General features: G+C 60.9%; 10 protein-coding genes. 8 read left to right on the top strand and 2 right to left on the bottom strand.

Annotated elements, in window-relative coordinates:
- Window positions 1-19 precede the first annotated feature (19 nt).
- The 5 genes from AB4O08_RS07180 (at window position 20) to AB4O08_RS07160 (ending at window position 6,574) form a co-directional block, all read left to right on the top strand.
- Entirely contained in the window at window positions 20-769 is a 750-nt protein-coding gene (locus AB4O08_RS07180) for an SDR family NAD(P)-dependent oxidoreductase (protein ID WP_010212852.1), read from the top strand.
- Between the two features lie 13 nt (window positions 770-782).
- The gene (locus AB4O08_RS07175; protein WP_205517942.1) at window positions 783-1,076 is read left to right on the top strand and encodes a hypothetical protein; all 294 of its coding nucleotides are present in this window, start codon (window positions 783-785) and stop codon (window positions 1,074-1,076) included.
- A gap of 87 nt (window positions 1,077-1,163) precedes the next feature.
- Window positions 1,164-2,138, top strand: a complete 975-nt coding sequence (locus AB4O08_RS07170; protein ID WP_038452746.1) for a CobW family GTP-binding protein — start codon at window positions 1,164-1,166, stop codon at window positions 2,136-2,138.
- Window positions 2,135-3,310 carry an ABC transporter substrate-binding protein gene (locus AB4O08_RS07165; protein ID WP_460114777.1) on the top strand — a complete coding sequence of 392 codons (1,176 nt, stop codon included), beginning with the start codon at window positions 2,135-2,137 and terminating at the stop codon, window positions 3,308-3,310. Before AB4O08_RS07170 ends, AB4O08_RS07165 begins: the two co-directional genes overlap by 4 nt.
- A gap of 927 nt (window positions 3,311-4,237) precedes the next feature.
- Window positions 4,238-6,574, top strand: a complete 2,337-nt coding sequence (locus AB4O08_RS07160; RefSeq protein WP_021491812.1) for a putative bifunctional diguanylate cyclase/phosphodiesterase — start codon at window positions 4,238-4,240, stop codon at window positions 6,572-6,574.
- 61 nt (window positions 6,575-6,635) lie between these two features.
- Here AB4O08_RS07160 and AB4O08_RS07155 read toward each other — a convergent pair whose 3' ends face one another.
- Together AB4O08_RS07155 and AB4O08_RS07150 are read right to left on the bottom strand one after the other, a co-directional pair.
- Entirely contained in the window at window positions 6,636-9,053 is a 2,418-nt protein-coding gene (locus tag AB4O08_RS07155; RefSeq protein ID WP_460114776.1) for a glucose/quinate/shikimate family membrane-bound PQQ-dependent dehydrogenase, read from the bottom strand.
- A 380-nt stretch (window positions 9,054-9,433) separates the two neighbouring features.
- On the bottom strand, window positions 9,434-11,452 hold the full coding sequence (locus AB4O08_RS07150) for a TonB-dependent receptor (protein WP_044286686.1): 2,019 nt from the start codon (window positions 11,450-11,452) through the stop codon (window positions 9,434-9,436).
- Window positions 11,453-11,592: 140 nt separating this feature from the next.
- Here AB4O08_RS07150 and AB4O08_RS07145 point away from each other — a divergent pair, with 140 nt between their 5' ends.
- The 3 genes from AB4O08_RS07145 (at window position 11,593) to AB4O08_RS07135 (ending at window position 13,666) form a co-directional block, all read left to right on the top strand.
- On the top strand, window positions 11,593-11,826 hold the full coding sequence (locus AB4O08_RS07145) for a VF530 family protein (RefSeq protein WP_010212838.1): 234 nt from the start codon (window positions 11,593-11,595) through the stop codon (window positions 11,824-11,826).
- Between the two features lie 4 nt (window positions 11,827-11,830).
- A complete protein-coding gene (locus tag AB4O08_RS07140) occupies window positions 11,831-12,454 on the top strand; it encodes a Pr6Pr family membrane protein (RefSeq protein WP_010212837.1) in 624 nt (207 codons plus the stop codon).
- Between the two features lie 702 nt (window positions 12,455-13,156).
- A complete protein-coding gene (locus AB4O08_RS07135; RefSeq protein WP_032883091.1) occupies window positions 13,157-13,666 on the top strand; it encodes a fimbrial protein in 510 nt (169 codons plus the stop codon).
- The last annotated feature ends 5 nt before the right edge of the window (window positions 13,667-13,671 follow it).

The following is a 13,671-nucleotide window of genomic DNA, read 5'->3' as shown; positions in this document are numbered from 1 at the left end:
TTGTCTCGGGAGAATTTACATGCCCCAACTCATCCACCGCCGCGCCGTCATCACCGGCGCCGGCAGCGGCATCGGTGCCGCCATCGCCCATGCCTACGCCACTGAAGGCGCGCGCCTGGTACTGGCCGACCGCAACGCCGCCAGCCTCGCGGAAACGGCGATCACCTGCCGCAACCTCGGTGCCGAGGTGTTCGAGTGCCTGGCTGACGTCGGCACCGTCGAAGGCGCCCAGGCCAGTGTCGATTGCTGCATCGAACACTTCGGCGGAATCGATATCCTGGTCAACAACGCGGGCATGCTCACCCAGGCACGCTGCGTCGACCTGTCCATTGAGATGTGGAACGACATGCTGCGTGTCGACCTCACCAGTGTGTTCGTCGCCAGCCAGCGCGCCTTGCCGCACATGCTCGCGCAACGTTGGGGGCGGATCATCAACGTCGCGTCGCAACTAGGTATCAAGGGCGGCGCCGAGCTGACCCATTACGCCGCAGCCAAGGCCGGGGTGATCGGTTTCACCAAGTCCCTGGCCCTGGAAGTGGCCAAGGACAATGTGCTGGTCAACGCCATCGCGCCAGGCCCGATCGAGACGCCGCTGGTAGGCGGTATCAGCGACGACTGGAAGCGCGCCAAGGCCAAGGAACTGCCCCTGGGTCGCTTCGGTCTGGCTGATGAAGTTGCGCCAACGGCGGTGCTGCTCGCCAGCGAGCCCGGTGGCAACCTGTTCGTCGGCCAGACCCTGGGCCCGAACTCCGGCGATGTCATGCCATGAGTGGGGTGTAGCCATGTGCGGACTCTGCGGACTGCTTGGCGAAGACCTGCACTGGAGCGATCCCCTGGGCGATGAACTGCCCCGGCGCCGCGAACGCCTGCGCCGGATTACTGCGATCAACCAGGTGCTGGCAGTGTTCCGGCTCAAGGTCGAAGATTTCCAGGGCGCGTCGTATTTGCTGTTGGGCGCCACCGGCAAACAGGCGCTGGCCAGCGGCCTGGATCAACTCTGGCAGGCGGCCGAGAGCATGCTCGGCCGCCCGCTGGACCCCCTCGACCCCCACTTGCTGGATCACCTGGACTTGTAGGCGCCCGGCTTGCCGGCGATGGCATTCTGAAGGACGCCATCGCCGGCAAGCCGGGCTCCTACAGGGGCATCATTGAGGTAGTAAACAATGAGCATGGCTCTGAATGTGATCACCGGCTTCCTTGGCAGCGGCAAGACCACCTTGCTCAAGCGCCTGCTGCAAGGCGAAAGCCTGGGCGACACCGCGCTGCTGATCAACGAATTCGGCGATGTCGGCATTGACCACCTATTGGTGGAAGAGGTGGCACCGGACACCGTATTGTTGCCGAGCGGCTGTGTGTGCTGCTCGATCCGTGGCGAGTTGAAAGACGCACTGCTCGGCCTGCTGCAGCGTCGCGAACGGGGTGAAATTCCGGCCTTCAAGCGGGTGATCCTGGAGACCACCGGCCTGGCCGACCCGGCACCGATTCTTGCCACCTTGAACAACGACGTGCAACTGCGCGGGCGTTTCCATGTTGGCTTGGTGATTACCCTCGTCGATGCCAGCCACGCCTCTGTGCAAGAACGCCTGCACCCGGAATGGCTGGCGCAAGTGGCGGCGGCGGATCGCCTGCTGCTGAGCAAGACCGATCTGGCCGGCGATTGCACGGCGTTGCGCGCCCATTTGCAGGCGCTGAATGCCGGCACGCCGATTCTCGATACCCACGAGATCCACAGCGGCGATCAACTGCTGCTCGGCGAAGGCCTGCGCAGCCCCGAACCCGCTGTGGAGGTCAGTCGCTGGCAACTGCATCGCACCACCACCGCCACCCACGGCGCCGCACAAGTGTGCAGCCTGACCTTCGACCAGCCCCTGGACTGGGTGGGGTTCGGGGTGTGGTTGTCGATGCTGTTAAGATGCCACGGCGAACGGATCCTCCGTGTCAAAGGGCTGCTCAACGTGAACGCCAGTAACGCCCCCATCGTCATTCATGGTGTGCAGCATTGCCTGCATGCGCCGGTGCACCTGCCTGCGTGGCCGGGCAGTGATCGGCAATCGCGCCTGGTGTTTATCCTGCGCGGCCTCGACCCCGAACTGTTGCGACGTTCCTTCAACGTGTTTTCACGACGGTTTGCGGCATGATCACGTTAAGAGTCCTCGGTACTTCGGTCACCCTGCTTGAATGCTTGCGCGTGCGCGCTGAGCAGGAGCTGGGCATTCGCCTGATCTATCAGGTGCACGACGTCGAACAGGCCCAGCGTATCGCGGTGATGCAACCCGACAGCTACGACCTGTACGACCAGTGGTTCCACAACGTTGACTTCGTGTGGCCGGCCCGGGCGATCCAGCCCATCGACACCCGACGCATCGCGCTGTGGCACGAAATCAATGATCTGCCCAAGCGCGGTCGCCTGTCACCCGATGACCGCCTCGGCAGCGGCAGTGTGCCCAGTGAACGGTTGTTCGTGCAGCACGATGGCAGCCTCGGCAGCACGGTCACCGACCGCATCAGCATGTTACCCCTGACCCACAACGCCGACAGTTTCGCCTACCGCCCCGAACGGTTGCCCGAAGGCTTTTGCCACGGTAACGAAAGCTGGGGCTGGCTTTTGGACCCCGCTTGGCGTGCGCGCACGGCCTTGCAGAGTGACGCCGCCATCGGTGCGTTGGATGCGGCGTTGGCGGTGCAGGGCGCGGGGCTGGCGAGCTTCAGGGACATCGGCAACATGAGCATTGAAGAGATCGACGTGCTTGCTGACATCCTGGTGCGCAAGCAGAAGGAGGGGCACTTTGCGGCGTTCTGGTCCGATGATGAAGAGGCCGCGCAATTGATGCTCAGCCCGAGTATCGATATCCAGAGCCTGTGGTCGCCGACCTTGATGCGGCTGCATCGCGCGGGGGTGAAATACCGCTTGGCGGTGCCGCGTGAAGGGTATCGCGCGTGGTTTGGTGGGTTGTCGTTGTCGCGGCATGCCAAGGGCGCGGTGTTGGATGCGGCGTATGCGTATTTGAATTGGTGGTTGTCGGGGTGGCCTGGGGCGGTGATGGCGCGCCAGGGTTACTACATTGGGAACCCGGCGCGTACGCGGGATCACTTGAGCAGTGCGGAGTGGGATTATTGGTACGCGGGGGAGCCGGCGTGGGAGGAGTTGCTGGGGAGTGACGGGTTGCCGTTGATTGATGTCGGGGAAGTGCGGGATGGGGGGTCTTATGAGCAGCGTATGGGGCATATTGCGGTGTGGAATTCGGTGATGGATGAGCATAATTATTTGGTGCGGCGGTGGGGGGATTTTATGCGGGCTCGCTGTCTTTGATTGATTGATTGATTGATTGATTGATTGAGTACATATCCGTTTCTTTGGTAACGGCGACTATGGGTTCCGCTCTTACAGCGGGTCACTTTTTGAAGAGCGCAAAAAGTAACCAAAAACGCTTCGCCTCAACACTCGGTGCCTCACCTAGGCTCGGCATGCCCTCACTCCGGCTTGTTTGACGGGGCGCCCCAGATCAAAAGCAAAAGCGCGGCGGCCTTAGAGCCGACCGGTTTGGGGAGGCGTACGCGGTCAAATGTGGGAGCTGGCTTGCCTGCGATGGCATCACCGGGGTGTGCCTGCGGTACCGAGTCGTTCGCATCGCCGGCAAGCCAGCTCCTACAGGTAACAGCCTTTGATCCAACCACTCGGGCTGGCTGTCAGGGCGCCGTGCTTTTGTTTTTGCTTTTGCTTTGCTTTTGATCTCAGGCGCCCCGTCAAACACGCTGGCCGGAATTCGGCAGGGATTTGGGGGGTAAACCGACAGGGATGCCGGCTTAGCCGCCCCGCGCCATGGATGGCGCGTGGCGGCGGCCCCCCAAATCACTGTCGGATTACGGGCACACCGAGCGTGAGCGAGGTGCCGAGTGTTGGGGCAAGAGCCTTTTGGTTACTTTGGGGCTTTTCCAAAGTGACCCGCTGTAAGAGCGGAACCCATAGTCGCCATAACCTAAATAAAGGATATGTACTCAACCCCGCGTCCCCCCCCGAGCCGCCGAGCCCTTCAGTCAACCCATTGTCGCCAAAAAACCGCCACAAAACTCCCCGTTTTTATTGGGTGCACTTAACCCTACTCCCAGCTAATCTCCTAAAACCTAATATCCACTCAAAATAGATGTTTTTTTGACGCCAGGTCAGCGGTCGCAGGGAATGCACATGACAAAGGGACGTAGTGGCAGAGAGAGGCGAACGCTGCCAGAGGGCACTGCAATGAGGTGGCGCCATACGTTCCAAACCCGCATTGCCGGGGTGCTGGCTCTGTTGCTGCTGGTGGTCGTCGCCGCCACATATTTCGCCGTCAAGACCGCCACCACCCGCGCCGTGGAAAACCAGGCGCGAGTCCAACTGCAAACCGGCAGCCAGGTATTCGAGCGCCTGCTCGACCTGCGCGGGCGTCGCCTGCAGTACGGCCTGGACTGGCTGACCGCCGATCTCCCATTCAAACATGCCGTGGCCGAAGGCAAGACCGGGCCGGTTCTCGCTGCATTGCGTCGCCACGGCACGGGCATCCGTTCCAGCGAAGTGTTTGTACTGGGGCTGGATGGCAAGGTCATGGTCAGCACCTTGCCAATCTTCGTGCGCGGTCAGTCTTTTCCCTATGACGACGCCTTGCGCCACGCCCGGCGTACGGGCCTGCAGATGCTGATCGTGGCCCTGGATGGGCGGCCCTATCTGTTGGTGCAGCGCGAAGTGATCGACGATTTACCCATTGCGCGCGTCGTCATGGGCTTTCCCATGGATAAGCTGTTCGCCAGTGAGCTGCGCTCCATGAGCAACCTGGAGGTGTCGTTCCTCAGCGTGCAAAATGACACGCCCGGCCCGCTGTTCAGCACCCAGCCGCAGGCTTACCAGGCCGGTACGCTTAGCCTGTTGCGCGAAGGGCATGTCGACCCCGAACCGAAAATCCATATGTTCTACGGTCAGCGTGTGCTCAGCCTGGTATTGCCGCTGGCCAATACCGGCAATGGCGATGAAGTGCGTGTGCTGCTGCAAAGCCCGCTGGACCATGCCCTGGAATCCTTTGCACCGCTGGACCGGCAGTTCCTCGGGATTGCCCTGGCGGTGCTGCTGGTGTCGTTGGCCGCCGCGTTGTTTCTGGCGCGACGGGTGTCGCGCCCGCTCAACGCCCTGGTGCAGGCGGCCGAGCGTATCGGCGCCGGTGATTACCGCACGCCGGTGCGCGTGCGCAGCCACGATGAATTCGGTCTGTTGGCCCGCGCTTTCAACGCCATGCAAAGCGGTATCGCCGTGCGCGAGCGGCAATTGGCGCACAACGCGCTGCACGACCCGCTCACCGGCCTGCCCAATCGGGCCCTGGCCATGGAGCGCCTGGGCAGCGCGATCAGTGCACGCCGGCCGGTGGTGTTGCTGTACCTGGGGATCGAGAACTACCGAGTGATCAACGAAGGTTTCGGCCCCCAGGGCGTGGAAGAGATGCTGCGCGAAGCCAGCCGTTGCCTGTCTATCAGCCTGTTGGCCAGTGATACGGCGGCGCGTATCGCCGGCAGCGAATTCCTGCTGTTGTTGGAAAACACCGAGGTTGACCGCGCTGTGGCCCGTGCCGACCGCCTCTACGCGCTGCTCACCGAGCCCCAGCGCATCGGCAATGACGAACTGCGCCACGAGGTGAGCATGGGGATTGCCGCCTACCCGGCAGACGGCCAGCAAGTGGAAGAGTTGATCAGCCGCGCCGCCATCGCCCGGCATGACGCGGCCAGCCTGCCGGGGCATTTGCAGATCTACCAGCAGGACCGCGACCTGGCCCATCAACGCCAGATCACCTTGATCCGCGACCTGCGGCGTGCCGCCATCGAGGGCGAATTGTTCCTGTGTTACCAGCCCAAGCTCGACCTCAAGCACGGCCATGTATGCCAGGCCGAAGCCTTGTTGCGCTGGCAGCATCCGACCCTGGGCCAAGTCTCTCCCGTCGAATTCATCCCCCTGGCCGAACGTACCGGCAGCATGCGCAGCCTGACGCTGTGGGTGATCGAAGAAGCCATCCGCCAGATCGCCGAGTGGGCGCAGCGCGGCATGCTGATCCAGCTGTCGGTGAATATTTCAGTGGACGATCTGGCTGATGATGACCTGGCGATCCGTGTCACCGCGCTCTTGATGACGTACCAAGTGGAGGCCGAGCAACTGATTTTCGAGATCACCGAGAGCGCGATCATGCACAACCCGCAACAGGCGCTCAGCGTCCTGGAGCAACTGCGCGGCTGCGGTATCAGCCTCTCGGTGGATGACTTTGGCACCGGCTATTCGTCCCTGGCGCAATTGCAGCGCCTGCCGGTGCAGGAGTTGAAGATCGACCAGTCCTTCGTGCGCAACCTCGACAGCACCAGTGGTGACGGGGTGATCGTGCGCTCCACCATCGAGATGAGCCATAACCTTGGGCTCAAGGTGGTGGCCGAAGGCGTGGAATTCGCCCCCAGCCTGAAACTGCTCAAACAATGGAATTGCGACACCGCCCAGGGTTATCTGATCAGTCGGCCGTTGAATGCGATGGCGTTCGAGATGTGGATGCGCCGGGAGCGGGTGCCGCTTTAACCGGCATAAAAAAGGCGGCTACCTTCACAGGTAGCCGCCTTTGTTTTACCGCCGGTGACGCTTATTCCGGCAGTTTGAACGCCATCACGTAGTCACCCTGTTTGGTGCCCAGGGAGCCGTGACCGCCGGCCATGACCAGCACGTACTGCTTGCCGTCTTTACCGGTGTAGGTCATCGGCGTGGTTTGCGCGCCTGCTGGCAGGCGGCCTTCCCACAGTTGCTTGCCGTTTTTCACGTCATAGGCACGCAGGTACTGGTCGAGGGTACCGCTGAGGAACGCAACACCACCGGCGGTGGTGAAGGTGCCGCCCAGGCTAGGTACGCCCATGGTCAACGGAATTGGAACCGGCGCGCTGTCACGCACGGTGCCGTTCTTGTGCATCCAGATGGTCTTGTGGGTGGTCAGGTCGACCGCCGCTACATAACCCCATGCCGGCGCCTGGCACGGCAGGCCCATTGGCGACAACATGGCTTCGAGGATCACACCGTATGGCGCGCCTTTGTTTGGCTGCACGCCTTCGGTTTCGCTGACGCGTGGGCCTTGCTTGGCGATGTCGGCGGCCGGGATCAGCTTGGATTTGAACGCCATGTAGCTTGGGTTCACGAAGGCGATCTGGCGCACCGGGTCGACGGAAATGCCACCCCAGTCGAACACGCCGAAGTTGCCTGGGTAAACGATCGAACCTTGCAGCGAGGGCGGCGTGAAAGCACCGTCGTAACGCATGGATTTGAAATCAATCCGGCACAGCAGTTGGTCGAACGGTGTCACGCCCCACATGTCACGCTCTTTGAGCGGCGGTGGCATGAAGTTCAGGTCGGACTTCGGTTGGGTCGGGGAGGTGCGGTCGCCCGCCACTGCGCCTTGCGGTACCGCCACTTCGTGGATCGGCACGACCGGTTGGCCGGTGGCGCGGTCCAGCACGTAGATGCTGCCTTGTTTGGTCGACGCCATCACTGCCTGCTTCACGCCGGCTTCGGTCTTGATGTCGATCAGCGAAGGCTGGCCGCCCACGTCCATGTCCCACAGGTCGTGGTGAGTGAACTGGAAGGTCCACTTCACGTGGCCAGTGTCGATGTCCAGGGCGGTGAGGCCGGCAGCGTATTTCTCGGAATCGTCGGTACGGTCGCCGCCGTATTGGTCGGGCATCTGGTTGCCCATCGGCAGGTAGAGCATGCCGAGTTTTTCATCCACGGCGAACATGGACCACATGTTCGGCGAGTTGCGGGTGTAGGTCTTGCCTTCGGCCAACGGGGTGGTGTCGTCCGGGTTGCCGCTGTCCCAGTTCCACACCAATTTGCCGGTGTGCACGTCGAACGCACGGATCACGCCGCTCGGCTCGTCGGTGGAGACGTTATCGGTCACGTGACCGCCGATCACGACCAGGTTCTTGGTCACGGCCGGTGGCGAGGTGGAGTAGTAACCGCCTGGGGCGAAGCCCCCGATGTTCGCGCGCAGGTCGACTTGGCCTTTGTCACCGAAGTCTTCGCACATCTTGCCGGTGTCGGCGTTGAGGGCGATCAAGCGGGTGTCGGCAGTCGGTACAAAGATGCGTTTCGGGCAGGCATTCGGTGCGGCAGCCGGGCTGGCGCTACCGGTTGGGCTCTGCTCGGAAGCGTAGGCGGCGTCATCGTGGTACGACACGCCACGGCAAGTCATGTGCGCCCAACCCTTGAAGTTCTCGGCACCCATGCTGCTGATCTTCGGATCGAAGCGCCAGATTTCCTTGCCGGTGTCCGGGTCCAGGGCAATCACTTGGCTGTGTGGCGTGCACACGTAGAGCATGCCATTGACTTTCAGCGGGGTGTTTTCCGCGGTGGTTTCGCCTGGATCGTTCGGGCCAGGGATGTCACCGGTGCGATACGTCCACGCCGGCACAAGCTTGTGGGCGTTTTCCGGGGTGATCTGCGCCAGTGGCGAGTAGCGATCGCCGTAGGCCGAACGGCCGTAGGAGTTCCAGTCACCCTCAGCCTGGGACGGCGCAGCACTGGCCATGCCAGGTACTGCGTCGCGGTCCAGTTGGCCGGTCTTGACCATTTCACCTGGGTTGGTGAATTGGCTGGCCAGGGCGGTAGCACCCGCCAGCACCACGGCCACACTCAGTGCGCCAGTGCCCAGCGGGGCAGGTTGGCCACGCAGCAACGGACGGCGAAACCACGGAAGCAGCATGACGATGCCCAGGGTGAACAGCAGCGCCAGGCGCGGCACCAACTGCCACCAATCCAGGCCGACTTCCCACAAGGCCCATACGGTGCTGGCGAACAGCACCAGTGCATACAGGCCCAGTGCAGCGCGGCGGGTGGCCAGCAGCAGGACGCCGGTCAGGGTGATGCCGATACCCGCCAGCAGGTAGTACAGCGACCCGCCAAGCATCGTCAGCTTGATACCCCCGGCCAGCAAGGCCAGGCCCATGATCAGCAGCAAGACGCCTAGCAACCTGGGCAGCAGGCGGCTTGGGCTTGAAGCACCATCAGTGCTCATAGTGTGTTTCTCCGTGACGTTGGAATTATGTATCCCCGTGTTTCTTCACTGTAGATGACGATTCGACACGGGCTTGGTTCAGCGTTAATTCGGATTTTCTGGGGATAAGTAGGGTTATCCACAGGCGGGCGATTTATCCTCAGGCGCAGGTCTGGGTAAGACAGCGCTGTCTTGATAGGCGGTTTGAAGCAGCAAGATGGGGTCGACCGGGAGGTGAAACGTTTCAGATTATTGCGGGCAAGGATAAAGGGAGTTTTCTTGGAGAGAAAGGACGAATCGCGATATGCATCATTTCTGAATTGGTAACAGTGACCAAGTGTCGCTGCAAAACCAATGTGGGAGCGAGCACGCCCGCTCCCACAGGGGGCATAGGGTGTGAGTTAGAACGTGGTGCGAATGCCGAACTGCACGCTTCGACCCGGTGCCGGCGCAATATCGCGCAGGATCGAACTGGCATAGCGCACAGTTTGATTGGTCAAGTTTTCACCGTTCACAAACGCCAGCCACTGGCTGCCACCGACATTGAAGCGATAACCCGCGCTTGCCCCCAACGTGGTGTAGCCATCGGTGCCGCTCTCGTTATCCGGCACACGGCCCTGGCCTGCGGCATGTTCCACGTCGATGCGCGCCTGCCAGCGGTCCAGTTCCCACAGCAAACCGCTGTTCAAGCGCAGCGGTGCAATACGCGGCAGGGCTTCGCCGGTGTCCAGGTTGGTGGCGCGGGTGTAGTCGCCCGACAGTTCCAGTGCGAACTTGCCGTAGGCGCTTTCGCCAAGTTTCCAGTGATCCTGGGCTTCGAAGCCAGCGAAACGGGCGCGCACGCCGGAGTATGTGTACTCGGGGATGCCGCCAGCGTCTTCTTCGCCTTCATCGTTCAGCGTGCGACCGCTGCCCAGCAGGCCGATGTAGTTGGAGAAGCGGCTGTAGAACATGCCGAAGCTGCCCTTGTGAGTGCCATTGTCAAAGCGCAGCGCCAGGTCGCTGGACACGGCTTTTTCTTTCTTGAGGTTGGCATCGCCCAACTCGTAGGTGCCGGTGGCGACGTGGGCGCCATTGGCATACAGCTCGTAGAACGTCGGTGCGCGTTCGGTGTAGCCCAGGGTTGCGGCCAGGGACCAAACCGGCGTGAGGGTGTAGACCGCACCGGAAGACAGGCTGCCGGCGGTGAAATCGTTGGATTTATCGGCACCGGCAAAACGTGCGTTGCCCTTGGCATCCGGGTCGACGTTGGTGTGTTCCAGGCGTCCGCCGAGGCTGAGTTTCAGGCGTTCAGTGGCCTGCATTTCTTCGAGGATGAACAGCGCGCCGGCATTGGTGTTGGTCTGCGGGACAAAGGCTTCTTCACCCAGGGCCGAGAACTCGTTGCGGGTCACTTGCGCGCCGACCACACCGTCGAACGGACCAATGGGTTGGTGGCGTGCTTCGACGCGTGCTTCATAGCCTTTGTTCTTGAAGATCGTACCGGTTTCGCCGCCTTCGATTTCGCGGTGTTCGTAGTCGGTGTAGCCGGCGTCGAGTTTTACCGAGGTAAATGGGCCTTGCAAGTTGCGGATTTCCGACGCGAAGGCGTAATGATCCTGCTTCATGCGGATGCGTACGTCCTGCTCGGCCGGGGAGCCATAGTTCGCGTCGTAATTGCTGTAGGACAAACCAGCATAGCCGTCGTCCCAGGTGTAGGAACCGCCCACGGCACCGCCATCCTGGCGTCCGTCGCTGTTGCCCAGGCGACCGTTTTTGCCGGGGGCGTCTTCGGTTTCCGGGGCGTGACGGCTGCGTGCCTGGCCGGGGATTTTCAGGTCGTTGAAGGCCCGCGCATTGGCATCCAGGTGTAAGGCGAACGTACCGTTGCCGGCTTCCAATTTGCCCGCGCTGCTGCGGGTGGTGTCGGCGCCGCCGTAGCGCAGTTCACCGGCACCGTGGATGCCTTCGATGGCCTCGGTAGGGATGCGGTTGTCGAAGGTATTGACCACGCCGCCGATGGCGCTGCCGCCATACAACAACGCGGCCGGCCCGCGCACGATTTCGATGCGGTCGACGTTGACCGGGTCCAGCGGCACTGCGTGATCGTAGGACAGCGACGAGGCATCCAGCGCGCCCACGCCGTTGCGCAGGATGCGAATGCGGTCGCCATCCTGGCCACGGATGATGGGGCGGCTGGCACCGGGGCCAAAGTACGACGATGAAACACCCGGCTGCTTATTCAGGGTTTCACCAAGGCTGCCTTTTTGTTGCAGGGTCAGGTCATCGCCCTCCAGTACCGTGGTCGGCGAGGCGAGTTGTTCGCTGCCCAGCGGGTTGCCGGTAATGACTTGGGGTTGCAGCTCCAGGGCGTGGGCTTCGGAGCAGATCAGCAGGGCGGCGGCAAGCGGGGACAAGCGCCATACAGAAGAGAAGGGCATCAAACACATTCCTTGGCAAAACGACTAAAGATCTGAAATTCATGGTTACAATATAACATTACTTTTTAACTGAGAACGGGAACTTTTTTGTTCGTGCTAAAGTGACCGGCTGTATTTCTACTTACTGCAAAAGGCCCGGCATGACCGCGACAAGCAACGACCCACTCCACGGCGTGACCCTGCAACACGTCCTCACCACCCTGGTGGAACATTACGAATGGAGCGGTCTGGCCGAACGCATTGATGTGCGCTGTTTCAAGAGCGACCCCAGCATCAAGTCGAGCCTCACGTTCCTGCGCAAGACCCCTTGGGCGCGGGAGAAAGTCGAAGGCCTCTACGTAAAACTGATGCGCACCAAACGTCCGCTGGACTGAACCTATGAAGCGCTGTGTAGCGGCGGCCGCCTTGGCCGGTTGGGTGGGGCTGGCGATTCAGCAGTACCTGATTTTCCATTCGCGCTGGTCGACAGGCGCCAGTCTGTTGGGCGGGCTGGTCAACTTCTTCAGCTTCTTTACGGTGCTGACCAACACCCTGGTGGCGGTGGTGCTGAGTTATGCCGTGGTTCATCGTGATTCAGCGGTGAAGCGGTATTTTCTGGCGCCCGGGGTCAGCAGCGCGATTGCCGTCAACATTGTGCTGGTGAGCCTGGCCTATAACGTGTTGCTACGGCATTTGTGGCAGCCCGAGGGGTTCCAGTTCATCGCCGACGAATTGCTTCACGACGTGATGCCGCTGCTGTTTGTCGTCTACTGGTGGCGCTGCGTGCCCAAGGGCGCCTTGCGGTTCAAGCACATTGGCCTGTGGGTGTTGTACCCGCTGGCGTACTTCGCCTATGTGTTGCTGCGCGGGGATTTGCTCGGGCAGTACCAGTACCCGTTCATCGACGTCGGTACCCTTGGTTATCCACAGGTGTTTGTGAATGCCGGGGGGATTTTGACGGGGTTTGTGCTGATCGCGTTGGCGGTGGTGGGCTTGGACAAATGGCTCACGCGGGCACAGTAAAAAAGCGCGGGCTTGCCCGCGATCACGCCTGCCCGAACACCTTCCCTCTCAAACCTCTGCACCCCTAAGTCTCCACCCGCCGTATGCGCCGCCGCTGACAGCTCTCTGCGCGTCGCTCGCCCCTGGCTTGGTTTCCATCGTGACGAAGGTATACAGCGCACCGCGCGGCAACGGATGGACGCTGAATCAGCGTCTGGTCGCACGAAACCGATAACTAACTCGCCGAGGCACAATCGGCTGCCTCTACACGCTCGTGTCTTAATTAGTTAGTGGGTTTGGCCCGGTAGAGGCTGTTATTTTTCTACGCTTGTAATCCCGTTCTTACATACCTGTTTGTAGTTGATGGATGCTCATTAACTTGCATGTAGTCTGTTTCTTACGGATGGTTTTAAAGTTTTGGCAAGTTGCCATTATTTTCCTATGTGTCTGCGTGTAACAAAGCTACGCACGTTTGCGAATCGGACGGCTTACTTCTTAATGGCGACGGGGGAAACTTGCGCTGCTTCGAACAACATCCTGATTAAGCAATGCAAATAGTTGGAAAAGCCGTTTTACGCACAATCGCGTGATCCAAACTTTTACCGAGATAAATCAGGCGCTACACCCTGTTCGTCGCTCGCTTAGTAAGTCCTGTAGCACTGTTGTTGCAGGGGGTCTTAATGAAAATTATTAATGTGTGAGTACTGGAAAATGAAAAGCAAAATGAAAACTGCACTGTTGTCTGTCGGGCTGTTGCTGGGTTCGGCGTCCATGGTTCATGCGGCGGATGGAACGGTTACGTTTATCGGGTCGGTCCACTCGGGTGCTTGCTCTATTAAGCCTGACTCCGTCGATCAGACTGTTCACCTGGGGGCGATCGCAAAGCATCAGTTGCAGAGCGGAGGCAAGTCTGAGGCCCGACGTGTGCTTATTGAACTTGAAGGCTGCGATTTGACTGGCCTCACTGATAACACCGTGACGACCACCTTCACCGGGGCACCCTCGGGCGCTGTGCCTGGCGCGATCGGCACGGTCGGCGGTGCGGGTGGTATCGGCATCATGATGACGCATGGCAACAAACTCGTTGAGCTGGGTGTCCCTACGGCTCCGCAGGCCATTGTCGTCGGTGATAACACCCTGGAGTTCGGTGCCTATGTACAAGGCGCCGCTGCGGACCCGATCGTCCCTGGCAGTTTCAGCGCGGTAACCAATTTCACCTTGGCTTATCAGTGAGTTTT

Source organism: Pseudomonas sp. H3_E07, assembly GCF_054668895.1.
This window is presented reverse-complemented; position numbering and strand designations above follow the sequence as displayed.